The organism is Orenia metallireducens, from assembly GCF_001693735.1.
Classification (GTDB): domain Bacteria; phylum Bacillota; class Halanaerobiia; order Halobacteroidales; family Halobacteroidaceae; genus Orenia; species Orenia metallireducens.
Map to the genome: position 1 here is coordinate 43982 of NZ_LWDV01000007.1, position 21139 is coordinate 65120.

Annotated in this window: 19 protein-coding genes; all 19 read right to left on the bottom strand. The window is 33.5% G+C overall.

The features are described 5' to 3' along the window. Position 1: 1 nt before the first annotated feature. Complete coding sequence (locus U472_RS03065) at positions 2-682, bottom strand: GntR family transcriptional regulator (RefSeq protein ID WP_068715415.1); 681 nt, start codon at positions 680-682, stop codon at positions 2-4. 147 nt (positions 683-829) lie between these two features. Continuing rightward, positions 830-2488: an ABC transporter substrate-binding protein gene (locus U472_RS03070; RefSeq protein WP_068715417.1), complete on the bottom strand. Its 1659-nt coding sequence runs from the start codon at positions 2486-2488 to the stop codon at positions 830-832. A 574-nt stretch (positions 2489-3062) separates the two neighbouring features. Continuing rightward, on the bottom strand, positions 3063-3740 hold the full coding sequence (locus U472_RS03075; RefSeq protein ID WP_068715419.1) for a hypothetical protein: 678 nt from the start codon (positions 3738-3740) through the stop codon (positions 3063-3065). 223 nt (positions 3741-3963) lie between these two features. Then, positions 3964-4932 (bottom strand): ABC transporter ATP-binding protein, encoded by a 969-nt coding sequence (locus U472_RS03080; RefSeq protein ID WP_068715420.1) that lies wholly within the window; start codon positions 4930-4932, stop codon positions 3964-3966. Positions 4933-4944: 12 nt separating this feature from the next. Then, positions 4945-5940, bottom strand: coding sequence for an ABC transporter ATP-binding protein (locus U472_RS03085; protein ID WP_068715422.1), 996 nt, complete (start codon positions 5938-5940; stop codon positions 4945-4947). A gap of 23 nt (positions 5941-5963) precedes the next feature. After that, on the bottom strand, positions 5964-6866 hold the full coding sequence (nikC, locus tag U472_RS03090; RefSeq protein ID WP_068715424.1) for a nickel transporter permease: 903 nt from the start codon (positions 6864-6866) through the stop codon (positions 5964-5966). A gap of 87 nt (positions 6867-6953) precedes the next feature. Continuing rightward, positions 6954-7958 carry an ABC transporter permease gene (locus tag U472_RS03095; protein WP_068715426.1) on the bottom strand — a complete coding sequence of 335 codons (1005 nt, stop codon included), beginning with the start codon at positions 7956-7958 and terminating at the stop codon, positions 6954-6956. 715 nt (positions 7959-8673) lie between these two features. Then, complete coding sequence (locus U472_RS03100; protein ID WP_068716049.1) at positions 8674-10296, bottom strand: ABC transporter substrate-binding protein; 1623 nt, start codon at positions 10294-10296, stop codon at positions 8674-8676. A gap of 627 nt (positions 10297-10923) precedes the next feature. Further along, entirely contained in the window at positions 10924-11898 is a 975-nt protein-coding gene (locus U472_RS03105; protein WP_068715428.1) for an ABC transporter ATP-binding protein, read from the bottom strand. Positions 11899-11910: 12 nt separating this feature from the next. Beyond that, positions 11911-12906, bottom strand: a complete 996-nt coding sequence (locus U472_RS03110) for an ABC transporter ATP-binding protein (protein WP_068715422.1) — start codon at positions 12904-12906, stop codon at positions 11911-11913. A 23-nt stretch (positions 12907-12929) separates the two neighbouring features. Beyond that, positions 12930-13847: an ABC transporter permease gene (locus U472_RS03115; RefSeq protein WP_083189719.1), complete on the bottom strand. Its 918-nt coding sequence runs from the start codon at positions 13845-13847 to the stop codon at positions 12930-12932. Between the two features lie 127 nt (positions 13848-13974). Then, positions 13975-14898, bottom strand: coding sequence for a nickel ABC transporter permease (gene nikB, locus U472_RS03120; protein WP_083189720.1), 924 nt, complete (start codon positions 14896-14898; stop codon positions 13975-13977). Between the two features lie 662 nt (positions 14899-15560). Further along, the gene (locus U472_RS03125) at positions 15561-16124 is read right to left on the bottom strand and encodes a lytic transglycosylase domain-containing protein (RefSeq protein ID WP_245684730.1); all 564 of its coding nucleotides are present in this window, start codon (positions 16122-16124) and stop codon (positions 15561-15563) included. A 42-nt stretch (positions 16125-16166) separates the two neighbouring features. Next, positions 16167-16772 (bottom strand): dephospho-CoA kinase, encoded by a 606-nt coding sequence (gene coaE, locus U472_RS03130; protein ID WP_068715430.1) that lies wholly within the window; start codon positions 16770-16772, stop codon positions 16167-16169. 86 nt (positions 16773-16858) lie between these two features. Beyond that, entirely contained in the window at positions 16859-17509 is a 651-nt protein-coding gene (ytaF, locus tag U472_RS03135; RefSeq protein WP_068715432.1) for a sporulation membrane protein YtaF, read from the bottom strand. 66 nt (positions 17510-17575) lie between these two features. Next, on the bottom strand, positions 17576-19435 hold the full coding sequence (locus U472_RS03140) for an ABC-F family ATP-binding cassette domain-containing protein (protein WP_068715434.1): 1860 nt from the start codon (positions 19433-19435) through the stop codon (positions 17576-17578). A gap of 6 nt (positions 19436-19441) precedes the next feature. Continuing rightward, positions 19442-20269, bottom strand: coding sequence for a DNA-formamidopyrimidine glycosylase (gene mutM, locus U472_RS03145; protein ID WP_068715436.1), 828 nt, complete (start codon positions 20267-20269; stop codon positions 19442-19444). A gap of 114 nt (positions 20270-20383) precedes the next feature. Next, entirely contained in the window at positions 20384-20809 is a 426-nt protein-coding gene (locus U472_RS03150; protein ID WP_068715438.1) for an acyl-CoA thioesterase, read from the bottom strand. 58 nt (positions 20810-20867) lie between these two features. After that, positions 20868-21074, bottom strand: coding sequence for a hypothetical protein (locus tag U472_RS03155; protein ID WP_068715440.1), 207 nt, complete (start codon positions 21072-21074; stop codon positions 20868-20870). Positions 21075-21139: the final 65 nt, after the last annotated feature.

Below are 21139 nucleotides of genomic sequence, written 5' to 3' on the forward strand. Positions count from 1 at the left end.
ACTAAACTACCAATTCTCCTGGGAAAACAAGTTGAATACTATTGGCATCAAAGTAAAAATTCTCTATGCCAATTGGCATCTTATCAATTAAAATTATACGTTGACTTTTAATAATTGGATCATCCTCTTTAAGACCTAACCTAGTTGCCATCAAGGGATTATAACGCTCTAGTTGTACAACATTGCTTCTAAATTTAAAACCTTCAACGCCCTTATTACCAAATAACTCATACAAGGAATCCAAGTTAGAGATCCTTTCTTGGTTGATATCAGGACTTAAGTAAGTGATAACTTCTTGTAAACTATAGGGTCTACCATCTATTAACTTCTTCTGGGTTATCTTAAATAACTCTTCTCCAGGATGGGTCTTAATTAACTCTTGGGATTCAAACCCTGAAATTTTCTGTAGAGTAATTTCACTAGCTTGAACCTCTCCATCCTCTTTTAACAAACGTACTGTTGCCTTTTGTAAGTTACTCTCCTTTCCTGCCAAACGCTGTTCCATGTTACGAGCATACTTCTCTCTTAACTCCATCAAGGATATATTTGCCTCTGATAAAATTGTTCTAACATACCTTGGTGTAGTCTCAACATTCTCAGCTATATCACTAATCTTTAGAAAAGGATCATGACGAGCAAAATTGATAATCTGTTCCTTTTTAGTTAACTCTTCTATTTTCATAGTTCCCACTCCTTTTATATCTTTCATCTTAAGGAGTAGTATACCTAACTTATGCTATTTTATACGTCAAAATTTAAGATTTAATTTAAGAATAAGTCTCAAACTAGAAAAAGTAGCCGGCTTAAGCCGACTACTTTTGAGTAATTATTATCTATGCTCTGGATTTAACCAGACATTTGTTAATGGTAATGGATTTTGACCTGTAAGGTGATAATTATTTACAAAAGGTTTGACTAAAGCAATGGTAGTATAATAATAAATTGGAATCCACGGTGCATCCTCTACAATCTGTTTCTCAATTTTTTGATACAAAGCAATTCTATCTTTACCTGATTCCATACTACGAGCTTTATCTAACATCCTATCAACTTCTGGATTCTTATAAAATGCACCATTTCCACCTGGTCCAGCATTTTTAGAATGGAATAATACATACAAGAAGTTATCTGGGTCTGGATAATCTGCTCCCCAAGACAATCTAAAAATCTCAGTTCCTCCATTATCTACCTTATCAATATAAGTACCCCAGTCCATATTGATTAACTCTACATTAACACCAATCTGTTTTAAATTAGCCTGTACCGCTTCAGCAACATTCTGATGAGCCTTACTTGTATTATAAGCTAACTCATAAGTTCCAGGTAATCCATCTGGATATCCTGCCTCTGCTAATAATTCTTTAGCTTTTTCTATATTATATGGATAACCTTCTAAGTTTGGATTATAACCTGGCATTCCTGGGGGTAAGATACCATGAGCAGCCTTAACAGTTCCATTTTTGACTACTTCAGCAATAATATTTTTATTAACTGCATAGTTAAGTGCCTGTCTTACCTTCTTATTATTAAAAGGAGCCTTTTGAGTATTAAAACCAAAGTAATAAGTAACCAATCTAGGTATCTTAATTAAATCATTATTAAATTCTCCATTAGGATTAAGTACCCTTTTAATTTGTCCAGATGGTATATCATCATCAACCATATGATAGATATTACCTTGTTCGTATTCAGCTAAAGCTGACTGTCCTTCAAGAATTACTCTATAAACAGCTTTATCTAAATAAGGACGACCCTCTACATAATACTCTTCATTCTTCTCTAATACTACCTTATTATCATGTTGCCATTCAACAAATTTAAATGGTCCTGCACCTACTGGATGTTGAGCAAAATTTTCTCCATACTTTTCAACAGCTTCTTTAGGCACAATTGCTGCACTATCCATTGCTAATACAGATAAAAACGGAGTAAATGATTCAGCCAAAGTAATCTCCACAGTATACTCATCAATAGCTTTTAAACCTTCAACATTAGATGCTTTTCCTTCTTGAAAATCTTTAGCTCCTTTAATACTATCAAATAACCAAGTTCTTTCAGATTTAGTCTTAGGATCTAAAATCCTTGTAAAAGAATATACAACATCAGAAGCCTTTACTTCTCTTCCGTTATGGAACTTAACACCTTCTTTTAGATGAAAAGTCCATTTCAATCCATCTTCACTAACCTTCCAATCTTTAGCAATTGCAGGTACAACTTCTAGATCTTTATTAAACTGAACTAAACCATCAAAGATATTATAAATAATTCTAGAAGATTGATTATCAGTTGAGTGTGCTGGATCTAGTGTTGCTGGATCAGATGATAAACGCCCTTGGAAAGTACCACCATACTTATCCTGTTCACTAATATTTTCTGCTATTGCTTGCTTATCATTTTTTACTTTTCCTTCTTGATTCCCTCCACAACCAACAATAATAAATGCCATTAAAGCTAATACTAACAATATACTTAATCGCTTTTTCACCATCTCTAATTATTTCCTCCTTGATAATTTTATTTATCATTAAAGCGATTGACTAACTTAATCACTTCAATCACTTTCTTACTAAATATTCCATTTTAAAGTAAACCTCTATGAATATTTTATTAATTACTATGCACCAATTGCTTGTTATCTTCTGAATTTACTCAATTAATTAGCTATAATAATTTAAACCTACTATAGATAATATTAGAATTATAAGTGTATTATGATATTTTAGTAATAAGTAATAAATAAAATTTTCTATTGATATAATTAATTTTAAAGAACTATATATTACTTATATAAGTCACTAAAAACTTTAAAAAAATACATATCAAAAAACAAAGTAATCTAAACTAGGTTAGTTTAGATTAAGATAAAAGAACAAATTCAAATAATTACAAATTGGAAATTGATTAAATATATTTACCCATTCTTCTAAACTTCCCATTTACGCTAATTGCTTAAATTACTCTTCGTCTATTTATGATTATAATAAAATTAACATAGCTTGTCAATAATTTATTAGGTGAAATAAAAACAGCTAACCAACTATATAGGCTAACTGCTATAATCACTAATGCTTATTACATTTGACTACCGAGATTTGATGATTATTCTCTTTTAATAGTAACTCTACTCTCTCTGGAATTAGATAAAGTAAATCAACACCTTTTAATTTTTGGGAGATATAAATTTCCTTCTCTAAAATTAAGACAGGGACCCCAGTATTGATTTCTAATAACCTAGCTACAATATCATTACTCATCTCTACCCTGACCTTATTCTCTGAAATAAAAAGGTCTTTCCTATCATTTAATTCATCAAATTTCTGTAGCCCATCAGAAATGAAGGTGGTATTTACCATTATTGGAAATCCTCCTTCTTTAAATAGTACCGTTCTTTCTAAAAAATTATTTCCCTCTTTGATCAAATCAGAATAGTATTCAGCTTTATTTAAGACTACTCCTTCTTTTTTAGTCAAATCTAATTTATCAAACTTATCAGTAGACAAAATATCTAATAAAAATTTATTTGCTCTTCTTTTATCTTTTAATTTTTGAGCATACTGTTTTCTTAATTTTGTTAATGATAAATTAGCTTCTGATAAAACTGTTCTGACATAATGGGGGGTTGTTTCAGCCAACTGTGAAATCCGTTCTACTTTTAAAAAAGGATCCTTTTGGGCTAAATAAATTACCTTCTCCTTTTTGGTCAAGTCATACAAAACACGCTCTTCTACTACACTACTCATGTGATTGACCTCCTCATAATCTCAACTCTACTATTTAGTCTGAACTAACTTATAAAACCATTTACTTATACCAGCTTAGAAACTAAACTCCAACTCAACTACTCTACTCCACCCAATTTGCCCAACTTCAAATTTTGTTAATATTTATGCATTGTTTTTTATAATTATAATATTATTAATATACTTTGTCAACAGTTTATATAAGAGCTATAATTTTACAATATCAGTTAGACAAATGGCAAGCAGTAAAGTGTCCATCAACTTTTTCTTCAAACTTTGGTACCTCTGTCTTACATCTATCCTTAGCAAAAGGACACCTTGTATGGAAAGAGCATCCACTTGGTGGATTGATTGGACTTGGCACATCTCCCTCTAAGATTATCTTCTCTCTTGTCTTCTCTGGATCTGGAATTGGTATTGCTGATAATAGTGCTTTTGTATACGGGTGTTTTGGATTATTATACAATTCATCCTTATCTGCTAGCTCTACCATTCTACCTAGATACATTACCGCCACTCTATCACTAATATGGCGGACAACACTTAAATCATGGGCGATAAAGATATAGGTTAATCCTAATTCTTCTTGTAAGTCTTGCATCAAGTTTACTACCTGTGCTTGTACCGATACATCAAGGGCTGATACTGGTTCATCACAGACGATTATCTTTGGGTCTACTGCCAAGGCTCTAGCAATTCCTACCCTCTGGCGTTGCCCTCCACTGAATTCATGAGGGTATCTCTTGGCATAGTTTGGCTGTAATCCTACCCTATCTAATAAATCTTTTACCTTCTTTTCTCTATCTTTAGGTGTGCCAATCCCATGAATCTTCATGGGTTCTGCAATGATCTCACCTACTGTCATCCTTGGATTCAAAGAGGCATATGGGTCTTGGAAGATCATCTGCATCTCTCTTCTTAAATCTCTCATCTCTTTTTTATCTAAGTCTAAGATATTCTGCCCTTCAAAGATTACTTCACCTTCTGTTGCTTCTAATAGTCTTAATAATAGCCGTCCTGTTGTTGATTTACCACAACCTGACTCACCTACTAGTCCTAGAGTCTCTCCACGTTTTACTTCAAAGTTAAGCCCATCTACTGCCTTTACTGAGTTTACTACCTTTCCAAAGATTCCACCTTTGATTGGAAAGTGCTTCTTTAAGTTCTTTACTTCTAAGATTGTATCTGACATAAAGTTCACCTCCTACTTACTTTCTGCTTTTAAGTCTAACTCTTCCCATCTATGGCATCTGACTAAATGTCCATCTTTTATCTCTTCTAATTGTGGCTCTTCTGACCAGCATTTCTCTGTTACAAAAGGGCATCTATTAGCAAATTTACAGCCTTGAGGAAAGTTAAAGGGATCTGGTACATTCCCTTCAATCGGTGTCAATCTAGTTGATCCTCCATCTACTCTAGGAATTGATTTGATTAGCCCTGCTGTATATGGATGCTCTGGATCTTTAAACAATCTCTTAACATCTGTATATTCTACTACCCTTCCTCCATACATTACTGCTACTTTATCGGCTACCTCTGCTATTACCCCTAAGTCATGGGTAATCAACATAATAGCTGTATTAAATTCATCTCTTAACTCTTTCATCAACTCTAAGATTTGTGCCTGAATCGTTACATCTAGTGCTGTCGTTGGTTCATCAGCAATTAGTAAATCTGGATTACAGGCTAAAGCCATAGCAATCATTACACGTTGCCTCATACCTCCACTCATCTGATGAGGATGATCATAAACTCTCTTCTCTGGAGAAGGAATTCCTACCTTCTCTAGCATCTCTACTGCCTTTGCTAGAGCTTCTTTCTTATCTAATCCTTGGTGTAATTGGATTGCCTCTGCAATCTGATCACCAACGGTATATACTGGATTTAAAGAGGTCATCGGTTCTTGAAAGATCATTGAGATCTCATTTCCCCGAATCTTTCTAATCTCTTTCATCGGTTTCTTTAATAAATCCTCCCCTTTGAAGATGATCTCTCCACCTACAATCTTACCTGGAGGATTTGGAATAAGTTGCATAATTGAGGCTGAGGTAACACTCTTACCTGAGCCAGATTCTCCAACTATTCCTAAGGTCTCTCCTTTATTAATACTAAAGCTTACTCCATCTACAGCCTTAACTACCCCTTTATCTAAAAAGAAATGGGTCTGTAAATTATTTACCTCTAGAATCTTTTCATTCATCTTCTCACCTCCGTAATTCCCTTTTACTTATCCTTCATCTTAGGATCTAATGCATCACGTAGTCCATCACCAAATAAGTTAAATCCTAATACTGTAATAGCAATTGCTACCCCTGGAAAAGCAACTACCCATGGTGCTATCTGCAAAGATGCTCTACCAGCACTTAACATAGCTCCCCACTCTGGTGTTGGTGGTTGAGCTCCCAATCCTAAGAAGCTTAAGCTTGCTGCTTCTAAGATAGCTCCTGCTATACTTAATGTAGATTGAACGATTAATGGAGCTAAACAGTTAGGTAATAGATGACCAAGCATAATTCTTAAATCACTTGCACCTAAAGATTTAGCTGCTTCAATATACTCTTCCTCCTTGACTGTTAACACAGAAGATCTAACAATTCTAGCAAAACGAGGAAGATTTACAATTCCAATAGCCAACATAGCATTACTTAGCTGTGGTCCCAAGATTGCCATAATAGCAATCGCTAGTAATATACTAGGAAAGGCAAGCATAATATCCATAAACCTCATAATCAACATATCGATCTTGCCACCATAATATCCTGCTACAACCCCAGCAGCAACTCCAAATACTAAAGCTATCCCTACTGAAATCAGACCTACCTGTAATGAAATTCTAGAACCATAAATAATCCGACTCAATATATCTCTACCTAAATCATCAGTCCCCAATAAATGTTGGACAGATGGTGCCTTTAACCTATATAAAATCTTTGTCTCTAAAGGATCATAAGGAGCTAATAAAGGAGCAAAAACTGCAGTTAATATTAACAAACCTATAATTCCTAACCCAATCATAGCAGCCTTATTTTTAAGCAACTGTTTCCATGCCTCAAACCATAATCCCTTACTCTTACTTTTATCAGTTTGAGGCATTTGATTCTCTATTTGAACTTCTAGATTCTCCATTTTAAACCTCCTCAAATTAAGTTTAAGCTTAAGCGTAAGATTAAGTAGACCTCAATTTATTACTTAAACTTAATCTAAAACTCAGAATTAATTATAATGTATCTTAGGATCAATAACCCCATATAATAAATCAACCAGTAGATTTACAAAAACAAAAGTAGTCGATAAAACTAATACAGAACCCTGCACTGCTGGGAAATCACGAGATAAGATAGCTGTTACAGAGTATTTACCTACACCTGGCCATGAGAAGATAGTCTCTGTTAAAACTGCTCCCCCTAATAAGAGTCCAAATTGCAGTCCAATAACTGTTACAATTGGAATCAATGCATTTCTTAGAGCATGCTTATAGACAACAACTTTATTACTTAGACCTTTAGCATGAGCAGTCTTAATATAATCTTTACTCAATACTTCTAACATACTAGAGCGGGTCATTCTTGCAATAATAGCCATTGGAATAGTTGCTAAAGAAAAGCTAGGTAAGACCAAGTGGTATAAAGAGTCCTTTAAAGCAACCCAATTCCCTGTTAAGATACTATCTAATACATAAAAGTTAGTTATATTATTTAACTCTACCCCTACACTCAAGCGTGCTGAAGGAGGAAACCATCCTAATTTAAAAGAGAATAACCAGATTACCATCAATCCAAGCCAGAAGATAGGCATAGAGACTCCAGCCAAAGCTCCAGTCATTGTTAGATAATCGATAATAGAATATTTTTTAGTAGCAGAGATAATTCCTACTGGAACTCCAACTAAAACAGCCACTAGCATACTGGCTATAGTCAATTCAATCGTTGCTGGGTAACGTTCAAATAATTCAGTAGTAATCTTTTCATTACTGAAGATAGAACGACCTAAATCACCCTTTAATAAGTTCTTCATAAATCCTAAATACTGTTGGTATAATGGGTCATTTAACCCCATCTGTTCTCTTAATCTTGCCACATCCTCTGGAGTTGCTCTCTCTCCTAACATAATCTTAGCAGGATCTCCAGGAATTAAATGAATCATCAAAAAGACCGCTATCGATACTCCAATCAGAATTGGAATCAATAATAACAATCTACGAATTATATAAGTAAGCATTTTTTGTATTGCACTCCCTTCCTTGTAAAGCGGTTATAGGTTATGAGTGACGAGTCAACAGTAATTACAAAATTTATACACTCACTCGTTACTCAATACTGATAGTTTTAAATTTAAAGATATATAACACTTGTACTTTTATAAAGATTGATATAATAAAGAAAAAATATTACAACATCTTTTTAGAACTGATAATTAAGGCTTTAAATTGAAGAAAATTAATGTTTGAATGTAGCAGGTATTCTAAAGAAATAATAGATTTAAGATAATCTTTGAATTAGGAATCTTAAATTTCTTAATCTCAATAGATGTTGATTGCGTAGTGAGTGGGCTCTGCCACGAAGAGTCTTGCTCTAGGTTTACCACGAAGGGTTTGGTTTTTAAACCCATAGGTAGACTCGTAGGTTAATTCTTTTCTAGACCTTTTAGTTACTTTTATGGCGCCCTGAAGGAAGTGTTCTTTCTTCCTGAGGAAGTACTCTTGGGGTGCAATGATAAAAGTAACACGGAAAAAAGCCGATAAGCTTTCCCATAACATTTTTTAATTAAATTAGTGAAACATTTCTTTACTTTCCAAATTAAAAGTATCACAATATACCCATTACTTGATATTATAATACAATTTCATTAATAAAAAATTTATATAGATAAACAATCTTATTGAGTATTAAATATAGGGATTTGAATATTCAAATCCCTATATTATAAAATCTATTTATTTCTTCAACCAAACCTTATTTAAATGTTCAATTCCTAAAGGACTTGGAATATAGTTCATTACCTTATTTTCAAGAGAAATTGCTGGTGTAGAGTGTACCATTGGAACCCAAGGAGCATCTTTGTGGATAACTACTTGAGCTTCTTCATAAAGCTTAGTTCTTTCATCTTGACTAGTAGATGTTTGAGCTTTGATTAATAAATCATGTAGTTCATCACTCTTATAGAAAGAGTAATTTCCTGAACTTCCTTTGATAGCATTATCTTTATCTAATAATACATATAAGAAGTTATCTGGGTCACCATTATCTCCAGTCCATCCCATTAGAGCCATATCATGCTCTCCATTCTCTAACTTCTCTAAATAAGTTCCCCACTCATAAGATTTAATCTCAGCTTCAACACCAATCTTCTTCAAATCAGCTTGGATAGCTTGAGCAATTAATTGTGGTTGAGGCATATATGGTCTTGGAACTGGCATTGCCCATAAAGTAGTCTTAAATCCATTTGGATATCCAGCTTCAGCTAATAACTCTTTTGCTTTTTCTACATTATATTCATAAGCTTCAATCTCATCATTATATCCCCATAATGATGGTGGTAATGGATTCTTAGCAGGCTCTGCTAATCCAGCATATAGAGCTTTAATAATCTCTTCTTTATTAATTGCATGATTGATAGCTTTTCTTACTAAGTTATTGTCAAAAGGTTCTTTATCAAAGTTCATTGCTAAGTAACCAACATTCATACTAGGTCTTAAAGATAGTTTTAATTTATCGTTACTCTTAACCTGTGGTACACTATTTGGATTAGTTCCATCCATCATATGAATTGAGCCAGATTGTAATTCGATAAATCTTGCAGTATTTTCAGGAATGCTTCTAAATACTATACCTTCAAGATAAGGCTTACCTTGCCAGTAATCTTCATTTCTTTTTAATACAACTCTATCTCCACGTCTCCATTCTTCTAACTTAAATGCTCCTGTTCCAACAGGATTTTTGAAGTAATCTTCTCCATATTTCTTAATTGCTGTTGGACTAGAGATAGCAAATGGTGCCATTGCTAAGTTTGAAATAAAAGGTGCAGATGGAGTATTTAAAGTAAATTTAACTGTATATTCATCAACTGCTTCTACCTTATCAACGATACCAGGGAATCCACCAAACATATATCCCCAATAAGCAAACTTACCATGATGATATGGATGATCTTCCTTCATCCATCTTTCAACATTAAATACAACTGCATCAGCATTAAAGTTAGTTCCATCATGGAACCTAACCCCTTCTTCTAATTTAAAAGTCCATACTAACCCATCCTCAGACGTCTCCCAACTTTTTGCCAAAGATGGAATTACTTTAGTATTTCCTGCTTCATAGTCGACTAAAGTGTCAAAAATTTGCATTGTTACCTTCATTGACTCACCATCAGTTACATCAGCAGGGTCTAATTTTACTGAATCCCCACCACGACCATAAATCAATGTTCCACCAAACTTATCCTCTTCTGAAACTTGTTGATTTGCTTCCTTCTCAACTTCTGGATTAGCAGGCTTGGCACTTTCATTACTACATCCTAATACTAAAACTGCTAATAAACTGATTACTAAAAATAGCATCAAACTCTTTCTTCTCACGACTTCTTCCTCCTCATAAATTTCTTTTTTATATAAGTTAAAACTAGACCTAATAATTGAAATTATAAGACTAGTTAAACTCGTTTAAAAGCAATTAATCATCATATTTATTTCCATTAATCCCCAGCTATCAATAAATATTACATAAAATTTAATCCTGCCAAACCAAAATATAACTTACACACATAAGTCATCTAGATCAAAAAATAAAAAATTCTAAACCAATTTGAGTCAGTTTAGAGTTGAATTACTGCAAAATTACTTATATAACAAACATAAGTAATACAAATATGTAATAAAAAATAGATAGACTACCAGTATATTTAAAATTAACATATACTTTGCTATCATTCTTATTAATCAATTACTATTATACTCAACTTCTAAGCTACTCATATTTTCAAATTCTAATCAAACATATCTACTCTACTAATTACTTATCTACTAATAATTATTCCTTCTTGTTGATAATTATACTTAAAATCTTTCTTTTTGTCAAATTTTTTTAGATAATTGTAAATTATAAAGAATTTTGATAAGAAAGTATTGATTAGTTAATAAAAACAAAGAGCAGTTAAAAAACTGCTCTTTGTTTTTAAATCTATTAAATTATATTTCATCTGAATAATGGCAAGCAGTAAAGTGTCCATCAACTTTTTCTTCAAACTTTGGTACCTCTGTCTTACATCTATCCTTAGCAAAAGGACACCTTGTATGGAAAGAGCATCCACTTGGTGGATTGATTGGACTTGGTACATCCCCCTCTAAGATTATCTTCTCTCTTGTCTTCTCTGGATCTGGAATTGGTATTGCTGATAATAGTGCTTTTGTATACGGGTGTTTTGGATTATTATACAATTCATCCTTATCTGCTAGCTCTACCATTCTACCTAGATACATTACCGCCACTCTATCACTAATATGGCGGACAACACTTAAATCATGGGCGATAAAGATATAGGTTAATCCTAATTCTTCTTGTAAGTCTTGCATCAAGTTTACTACCTGTGCTTGTACCGATACATCAAGGGCTGATACTGGTTCATCACAGACGATTATCTTTGGGTCTACTGCCAAGGCTCTAGCAATTCCTACCCTCTGGCGTTGCCCTCCACTGAATTCATGAGGGTATCTCTTGGCATAGTTTGGCTGTAATCCTACCCTATCTAATAAATCTTTTACCTTCTTTTCTCTATCTTTAGGTGTGCCAATCCCATGAATCTTCATGGGTTCTGCAATGATCTCACCTACTGTCATCCTTGGATTCAAAGAGGCATATGGGTCTTGGAAGATCATCTGCATCTCTCTTCTTAAATCTCTCATCTCTTTTTTATCTAAGTCTAAGATATTCTGCCCTTCAAAGATTACTTCACCTTCTGTTGCTTCTAATAGTCTTAATAATAGCCGTCCTGTTGTTGATTTACCACAACCTGACTCACCTACTAGTCCTAGAGTCTCTCCACGTTTTACTTCAAAGTTAAGCCCATCTACTGCCTTTACTGAGTTTACTACCTTTCCAAAGATTCCACCTTTGATTGGAAAGTGCTTCTTTAAGTTCTTTACTTCTAAGATTGTATCTGACATAAAGTTCACCTCCTACTTACTTTCTGCTTTTAAGTCTAACTCTTCCCATCTATGGCATCTGACTAAATGTCCATCTTTTATCTCTTCTAATTGTGGCTCTTCTGACCAGCATTTCTCTGTTACAAAAGGGCATCTATTAGCAAATTTACAGCCTTGAGGAAAGTTAAAGGGATCTGGTACATTCCCTTCAATCGGTGTCAATCTAGTTGATCCTCCATCTACTCTAGGAATTGATTTGATTAGCCCTGCTGTATATGGATGCTCTGGATCTTTAAACAATCTCTTAACATCTGTATATTCTACTACCCTTCCTCCATACATTACTGCTACTTTATCGGCTACCTCTGCTATTACCCCTAAGTCATGGGTAATCAACATAATAGCTGTATTAAATTCATCTCTTAACTCTTTCATCAACTCTAAGATTTGTGCCTGAATCGTTACATCTAGTGCTGTCGTTGGTTCATCAGCAATTAGTAAATCTGGATTACAGGCTAAAGCCATAGCAATCATTACACGTTGCCTCATACCTCCACTCATCTGATGAGGATGATCATAAACTCTCTTCTCTGGAGAAGGAATTCCTACCTTCTCTAGCATCTCTACTGCCTTTGCTAGAGCTTCTTTCTTATCTAATCCTTGGTGTAATTGGATTGCCTCTGCAATCTGATCACCAACGGTATATACTGGATTTAAAGAGGTCATCGGTTCTTGAAAGATCATTGAGATCTCATTTCCCCGAATCTTTCTAATCTCTTTCATCGGTTTCTTTAATAAATCCTCCCCTTTGAAGATGATCTCTCCACCTACAATCTTACCTGGAGGATTTGGAATAAGTTGCATAATTGAGGCTGAGGTAACACTCTTACCTGAGCCAGATTCTCCAACTATTCCTAAGGTCTCTCCTTTATTAATACTAAAGCTTACTCCATCTACAGCCTTAACTACCCCTTTATCTAAAAAGAAATGGGTCTGTAAATTATTTACCTCTAGAATCTTTTCATTCATCTTCTCACCTCCGTAATTCCCTTTTACTTATCCTTCATCTTAGGATCTAAAGCATCTCGTAATCCATCACCAAATATATTAAATGCCAATACAGTAATCATAATTGCTGCTCCTGGAAACATCATCATCCTTGGATGGCTTCTTAGATACTCCTTACCAGTACTTAGCATCAATCCCCAACTTGGAGTTGGTGGTTGAGCACCCAAACCTAAGAAACTCAATCCCGCTTCAGCTAAAATGGCACTAGCCACACCCAAAGTTACTGTAACAATAATAGGTGCTAAAGTATTTGGAATAACATGCTTAAAGATAATTCTAACATCATTAGCACCTAAAGATTTAGCTGCTTCAACATATTCTTCTTCCTTTAAAGCCATGACTTGTCCTCTAACGATACGAGCAAGACCTGGCCAACTAATCAGACCTAAAGCCACAAAGATTTTCTCAATACCTGGATCTTGAAAGACTGCCATAATTGCAATAGCAAATAACATAAATGGGAAAGCCAAGAAAACATTAATTAAATAAGAGATAATATCATCGACCAGCCCACCATAATATCCAGCTAATGCCCCTAAGATAATTCCAATTACTATAGCAATTGCCTGAGTAATAAAGCCAACGGTCAAGGAAATCTGTGCACCATAAATAATTCTACTAAAAACATCACGACCTAATTTATCTGTACCAAAGGGATGCTCTAAACTTGGACTTTGCATAGATAACTCTATCTTCCCTTCCTCCATTACTGGAGAGAAGTATGGGTCATATGGAGCAATCCAACGAGCAAATACCGCTACTAATACCAAGGCTATCGTAACATATAATCCAACCATAGCCATTCTATTCTTTTTTAATCTTTTCCATGCATCACGCCATGGACTATGAACTTCTTCGTTAGAAGCTTCTATATTCTGCTTAACCTCTACTTGCGTTTCCATGAGTTTAACCTCCTTTTTCTACTTCACATTACCCAATCTCTTTTGAATTAAGTATACTTATATAAGTTATTGAAAACTTAAAAAATTATATATCTACATAATTATGCATCTTAAAATCTGCAATATATTAGTCAAATCTAATTCTAGGATCTAATACACCATAACTTAAGTCAACCAATAAGTTAACTACTATAAAGATAGCCGCTAAGAACAATACTGTACCTTGAATAAGTGGGAAATCCCTCTTCATAACAGCATCTACAGCCATTCTACCAACACCTGGCCATGAAAACACCCTCTCTGTAATAACAGTACCACCTAATAAATATCCTAATTGGGTCCCAATAACAGTAATAACAGGAATCAATGCATTTCTTAATCCATGCTTAATAACTACTACCTTTTCACTTAAACCTTTTGCTCTAGCAGTCTTGATATAGTCCTTACCGATAACCTCTAACATACTAGAACGAGTCATCCTAGCAATACGAGCAGCCTGTCTACTTCCTAATGCAATGGCTGGTAAGATTAAATGTTGCCAACTTCCATATCCTCCTACTGGTAGCAAATCCATATTTAATGCTACTACCCAAATTAAAATCAGCCCTAACCAATAAACTGGCATTGAAACTCCAATCATAGCCAAAGTCATAAATAAGTAGTCCCAAATAGAATAGGGTTTAACAGCCGAGATAATTCCTGCACTTACCCCTAAGATAATTGAAACAACCATGGCTCCTAATGCTAATTGAGCTGTAGCTGGAAAACGCTCTGCTATCATCTCTGTTACTGGTCTTTTAGCTGTAAATGATTTACCTAAATCCCCTTTGAAAAGCCTTCCAATAAATCTAACATACTGCATATACAAGGGATCATTTAACCCCATCTCTTCTCTAATCATTTCAATAGTATCTGGATCAGCATGCTGTCCCATAGCAATTCTCACAGGATCTCCTGGAACAAAAACAAAGTTAAGTAAAAAAACTATTGTAGCAAGTCCAATTAAGATCGGAATAGACATTAAGCTCTTACGTAAAATATAAGTTATCACTTCTCTACCACCTTTCTACTAATTCATTAATGAATTAATTATAATATAGAATAAAATAACATAAACTCAATGTACCTTAAAGCTCTTATACCATAAAAACACTAAAAATAAAATCATTCCCTTACAATAAAAAAAATGTAATATTGGAGTTTTAAAAATATCCCCCTAACTCCACCTACATTTTATTAATTAATGGTAATTTTATTTAAATTTTTGCTTTAAATACAATTAAATATGAAATTGTAAACAGAATTACTGAAGTAAAAGATTAATTACCGTATATTTTTTAATTATTGTAACAGTTATCTTAATTAGGTATATACTCGAGTCATTACATACTTAATTAAGTAATCCCATAAAATAAAAAAACCTTCACCCCCTTAAAATGAGGATAAATGTATCATTATACAACTATAACAATACAATTATATATTTTTTTTAATTCTCTGTCAAATTATCAAATTTGACATAAAAAGACTAAAGACATTAAATTACTTATATCTTTATAAAAGCTACAAATATCCTTGCATCTAATTTATATATTATTGCTAAAAAATAACATTATATTATGTAAACAATACTAAATTTTTTAATTAGCTAGTAACAATTATAATGCTAACTTTATTTACACTATAAATGTAAAGCCCATTCTTTTATATACTCTAATAAAGATACTTATATCTAGAATAAGTTTTAGTAACTTTAGTTATATAATTTCTTGTCTCCGAAAAGGGTATCTTATCACTATCCTTCCAGCTACCATCCCATCTATTCTCCTTTAACCACTTATCTACATTTCCTTCTCCTCCATTATAGGCAGCTAACACAACCAACATATTATCATCAAACTTCTTCTTTAATTGTGCCAAATACCAAGCTCCATACTTAATATTTATTTCAGGATTATATAAGTCATCTTCAGAAAAACTACTATCATTTATCATAGTAGCAATCCAGCTACCTGTAGCAGGCATAATCTGCATCAACCCTCTAGCTCCTTTATTAGAGGTAGCTTCTGGTCTAAATTTACTCTCTACATAGATAATAGCCATTATAATATATGGGTCTAAATAATATTTATTAGCTTCATTTAAAATTAACTCTTCATGTTTAAGAGGATACACAATCTTTAAAATAGATTTATGGTTTATAAAGAATAAACTCATAATACATATAATTAAAAGAAATAAAAAGACTCTCTTTAAACTGATTATCAAAATTAACACTCCTAAAAATTAAATATTAGTTTGAGCTTAAAATCAATCTTCTTACTTAAATTCAGACTCAATATCACTTATTTTTTGCCATACTCTAATTACTTCAAATTTTAATTCTTCTTCTGTACCATTATTATTGATAATCCTATCAGCATACTCTTTCTTTTTAATCAAAGGCATTTGAGAGTTAATTTTAGCAATTGCTTTCTGATAATCTATCTGATCTCTAGTCATTAACCTCTTAATCTGTACATCTTTATCTACATAGACTAACCAAACTTCATCAAAAAAATCTATCATATCTATTTCAATCAATAGTGGTACATCTACTATTAGTATATCATTCTCTTTACTAAGTCGCTCCATCTCTTCTTCTATCTTAGCAATAATAATAGGGTGAGTAGTCTTATCCAACCTCTTTTTGGCCTTAGAGTCATTAAAGATAATCCCTCCTAATTTCTTTCTATCTATAGTTCCATTACTAAGGAGTATTTCCTTACCAAACTCTTTAACTACTCTCTTCCATAGTATCTTCTTAGGTTCCATTAAAGAATGGGCAATCTTATCAGCATCTATTATCACAGCACCTAACTCTTTTAAATACTTAGAGACAGTGCTTTTACCACTAGCTATCCCTCCAGTTAAACCTACCTTCAACTTTATCGCTCCTTTTTAATTAAAAGTACCAGTAATCAGTATTATTTTTGATTGATACTGATTACTGATAATGATACTAATAATTATTAAAATAATTTAGATAATCCTAATAAGATCAAAATAATCCCTGGTAAAAGCCTTATTTTATCACTAAATACTAAGGATTCAATCTGTTTACCTAGGTAAATTCCACCAGTTAACAGAATAAATTTAAAGCCACTAACAGAAACTGCTGTTAATAATGAATCATATCCTGTCATTGCTGCTGCAATTCCAGCACCAAAAGCATCTAAAGCTAAAGCTACCCCCAAAAATAAGGCTTCTTTATTACTGATAACCCCAGAATAATCGAAGTCAGCCTTAACTGGCTCTTTTAAAATATTAATAATTAAACCAAGAGACTCAATCTTAAAGGTAAATATCTCTTTTGGATTATCTTCTTGATTATCCTCATCATTATTTGTATGTAAAAGTTCTCTAATTGATTGGTATAATAACCAAATTCCAATAAAGATTAGTAAAATCCCGCCTATCTTTTCAGCACCACTTGGGGAAAGGAAACTGGCTAATAACCTTCCCAAAGTCATAGATGCTAAAATTGTCATTCCTGAAGATAGACTGATAATAAGTATCGGTAAAAGACCAATCTTTATCTTCTTCAAACCATAGGTAATCCCTACTATAAATCCATCAAGACTAACTGCAAAAGCTAAAATAAATATGGCAAGCAAATCCATAAAATCCCTCCTTCCATCATATTTAATACCTATAACCAAAATATGATGGAAGGAGCATTACTGTGATTAAATTGCTTCTTCCCAAAGTAGATAGTGTTCTTCCAATTGAGTTTTGATAGACTCATACTCCTGATGCAATTTTGTTAACTTTTCAGTATCTGTGCAGACCTCTTCTAAATTAAATTGCTCTTCTAGTTCTTCTAATCTATTCTCAAGCTCCATAATCTCCTCTTCTAGCTTATCTAAATCAATGGACTTTTTTTGCTTCTTCTCATTATTTTGTCTCTTTCTCTCTTGAATTATTTTCTTCTGGGCTTCTTTTTCTTCTAGATACTTTAAATATTCTCTTCGGTAATGGGAATAATTACCTAAGTACTCTATTAAGGTCTTATCTTGTAGGGCGAAAATTTTATCAACTAACTTATCTAAGAAGTATCTATCATGGGAGATAAGAAGGATTGTAGCAGGATAATCCTTTAAGGCATCCTCTAATATCTCCTTAGATTCTATATCAAGGTGGTTGGTAGGCTCATCTAATAATAATAGATTAAAATCTTGAACTGATAGTTTGGCTAAAGCCAATCTTCCCTTCTCTCCACCACTTAAAGTACCTACCTTCTTAAAGACATCATCACCTTTAAATAAGAACCTTGCTAGAACATCTCGAGCTTGACTTGTAGTCATACCTTTAACCTTCATCATCTCTTCAAGCAGGTTATATTCATGACTAAGCTCTTCATGCTCTTGGGAGAAATAGCCTACTTTAACCTTAGTTCCAAATTTAATCTGACCTGAGTCTTTATCTATCTTATTTAAGAGGATTTTAAATAATGTCGATTTTCCACTACCATTAGCTCCCACCAATGCTATCTTTTCACCACGATAGATTTTAAAATTAACATCTTTAAATATCAATGTATCTTCATAAAACTTACTTAAATCTTCCCCTGCTAACACCTCTTGTCCACTTACAGTCTCGGATTTAAATTCAATTTTGGCTCTATCCAGAGTTGGAGGTTTAGGAATTATCTCTAGCCTATCGAGCTGTTTCTGCCTTCCTCTAGCCTGTTTAGACTTAACCCCAGCTTTATACTTTCTGATAAAGGCTTCAGTCTTCTCTATCTTCTCCTGCTGTTTTTCATATTCTCTTTGCCAGGTTAATAGACGTTGTGGCTTCTCTTTCTGATAGAAAGAGTAATTGCCTTTATACTTCTCTAACCGCCCCTTCTCCAGCTCCCAAATCCGATTGACTACCTTATCTAAGAAATAGCGGTCATGGGAGATAATCACTATAGCCCCAGAATAACTATTAAGATAATCCTCTAACCACTCCTTAGATTCCAAATCTAAATGGTTAGTAGGCTCATCTAATAACAGTAACTCTGGTTCTTGTAATAATAGCTTAGCCAAAGCTGCCCTAGTCTTCTGTCCACCACTAAAATCACTCATATTATTATCAAACTGATCATCTCTAAAGCCTAACCCCTTTAATACACCTTTAATCCGACTCTCAATCTGATAGCCTCCACTCTGCTCATACTCTTCACGAAGATGGCTATAACGATTCATTATCTTCTCTAAATCATCACCATTACACTGGCTCATCTCCACTTCTAAAGCCCGTAATCTATCTTCTAAAGCAAAGATATCCTCAAAGACTGTTAACATTTCTGAATAGAGCTCCTTAGATAAATTTAATCCAAAGCTTTGAGCCAAATAGCCAATCTCTAAATCATTGCTAGTTAGGATTTGCCCTTCATCTAGATGCTCTAAACCTGCCAAAATCTTAATTAAAGTCGATTTTCCAGTACCGTTGACTCCAATTAGACCAATTCTATCATTCTTTTCAATCTGTAATGATATATCCTCAAAGATAACCTTTTCAGGATAATACTTACTTCCTTCTTTTAATTGTAATAAACCCATCTTAAATTATTCCCCCTGCTTCTGACAATCGGGACAGAAATATGTTCCCCGTCCTCCTACTCTTATTTTTTCTATCTTGGTTCCACATTCACTACATTCTTTCCCTTCTTTATCATAAATCATCAGATAATTCTGATGGCTACCTGACTCTCCACTAGCATCTACATAATCCCACTTGGTAGTCCCTCGATGTTCCACTCCATCACTCAATACTTTAACAATAGCATAATAGAGTCTTTTAATCTCATCATCCTTTAAGGTATCAGCACTGCGCAAGGGATGTATCTTAGAGAGGAATAAAGCCTCATCTACATAGATATTGCCAAGACCTGCTAAGAATCTCTGATTTAGAAGTAAAGGTTTCATCTTACCCTTACGCTTATCTATCATTTCTTTAAATCTATCTAGGGTAAATTCATCACTTAAAGGCTCAGGTCCTAACTTGGTTAAGCTTCCTGCATCCTTTAAATCATCAACTAAATAGATACGAGTAAACTTCCGCTTACTACCTAATCTTAACTCATCCTCCCCCTTGAATTTAAAGAAGATACAATCATATTTACTTACTTTACTCTCCTTTTGAGTATAGAAGAAGTATCCTGTCATCCTTAAATGCCCTACAAGATAATAACCATTATCTAATTCAATAATGATATACTTTCCTCTTCTTCTTACATTCTCAATCTTAACTCCAACTAACTTAGTCTTAAACTCCTCTGCACTAACATTAGCAATCAATTCATCACGCTTAACTTCTACATCTATAATCTCTTTATCTATCACCCTTGAATATAATGTATTCACTACTGTCTGTACTTCAGGTAGTTCAGGCATCGTTAAACCTCCTAAATAAATTTTAGTCTAAGTTTAAGTAAATTCATTAATAAATCTATTCAAAAAACCTAAAATTCTTTATTTAACCTTAATCTTAATTCATTATACCACACTTTAATTTTTATTATCAAAACTTTGCTCTATTATCTCCCATAACTTAGGGAATTCCTTCTTCAAAGATATTGGTTTAAAGTCACTATTCACAAAAGGATGAACAGTAGTACCTGTAGCCAATAGTTTATCATCCTCTAAACGGAGTATCTCATATTCAAAAGTAATCTTAGCTCGACGTAAATCTTTAATCTTAGTAACCAGCTTGACTAAATCATCATAGAGGGCTGGATGGTGATAATTGCAGTGGGATTCTAAGACTGGTAATAAGATTCCATTCTCCTCTAAATCCCTATAGATAAGCCCCTCTTGTCGTAAAAGTTCCGTTCTAGCTATCTCAAACCAACGTAAGTAATTAGCATAATAGACTACTCCCATCTTATCGGTCTCTTCATAAGTAACCCTAATCTTATGACTATATTCCTTCATATATATCCTCCTCTATTTGCAAAGGTCTTTAATCAGATTTCTGATTAAAGACCCTCTCTTACTCTTCCCAGCTATCTAAAATACTCTTTATCTCTGAATCCCACTCCATAGATACCTCTTCATAATTATGGAAATTTTCTGGTTCAGCTACAGTCTTGGTATGACAAAGAGTACATTGAATACTTACATTATCATTATTCTCACCCAATAAATCGTGTAAAGTATCTTTATCACAGATTGGACAATAATATAAGCTCTCTTCCATGCAATCTACCCCTTTCTAATTCTAGTTTAACTAAAATTAGAAGGGATTATAAGAATAATTATTGG

Bases quoted from the DNA above. Each gene is read 5' to 3' on its own strand.
- U472_RS03065 (WP_068715415.1), bottom strand. From the start codon at position 682: ATGAAAATAGAAGAGTTAACTAAAAAGGAACAGATTATCAATTTTGCT.
- U472_RS03070 (WP_068715417.1), bottom strand. From the start codon at position 2,488: ATGGTGAAAAAGCGATTAAGTATATTGTTAGTATTAGCTTTAATGGCA.
- U472_RS03075 (WP_068715419.1), bottom strand. From the start codon at position 3,740: ATGAGTAGTGTAGTAGAAGAGCGTGTTTTGTATGACTTGACCAAAAAG.
- U472_RS03080 (WP_068715420.1), bottom strand. From the start codon at position 4,932: ATGTCAGATACAATCTTAGAAGTAAAGAACTTAAAGAAGCACTTTCCA.
- U472_RS03085 (WP_068715422.1), bottom strand. From the start codon at position 5,940: ATGAATGAAAAGATTCTAGAGGTAAATAATTTACAGACCCATTTCTTT.
- nikC (WP_068715424.1), bottom strand. From the start codon at position 6,866: ATGGAGAATCTAGAAGTTCAAATAGAGAATCAAATGCCTCAAACTGAT.
- U472_RS03095 (WP_068715426.1), bottom strand. From the start codon at position 7,958: ATGCTTACTTATATAATTCGTAGATTGTTATTATTGATTCCAATTCTG.
- U472_RS03100 (WP_068716049.1), bottom strand. From the start codon at position 10,296: ATGCTATTTTTAGTAATCAGTTTATTAGCAGTTTTAGTATTAGGATGT.
- U472_RS03105 (WP_068715428.1), bottom strand. From the start codon at position 11,898: ATGTCAGATACAATCTTAGAAGTAAAGAACTTAAAGAAGCACTTTCCA.
- U472_RS03110 (WP_068715422.1), bottom strand. From the start codon at position 12,906: ATGAATGAAAAGATTCTAGAGGTAAATAATTTACAGACCCATTTCTTT.
- U472_RS03115 (WP_083189719.1), bottom strand. From the start codon at position 13,847: ATGGAAACGCAAGTAGAGGTTAAGCAGAATATAGAAGCTTCTAACGAA.
- ytaF (WP_068715432.1), bottom strand. From the start codon at position 17,509: ATGGATTTGCTTGCCATATTTATTTTAGCTTTTGCAGTTAGTCTTGAT.
- U472_RS03140 (WP_068715434.1), bottom strand. From the start codon at position 19,435: ATGGGTTTATTACAATTAAAAGAAGGAAGTAAGTATTATCCTGAAAAG.
- mutM (WP_068715436.1), bottom strand. From the start codon at position 20,269: ATGCCTGAACTACCTGAAGTACAGACAGTAGTGAATACATTATATTCA.
- U472_RS03150 (WP_068715438.1), bottom strand. From the start codon at position 20,809: ATGAAGGAATATAGTCATAAGATTAGGGTTACTTATGAAGAGACCGAT.
- U472_RS03155 (WP_068715440.1), bottom strand. From the start codon at position 21,074: ATGGAAGAGAGCTTATATTATTGTCCAATCTGTGATAAAGATACTTTA.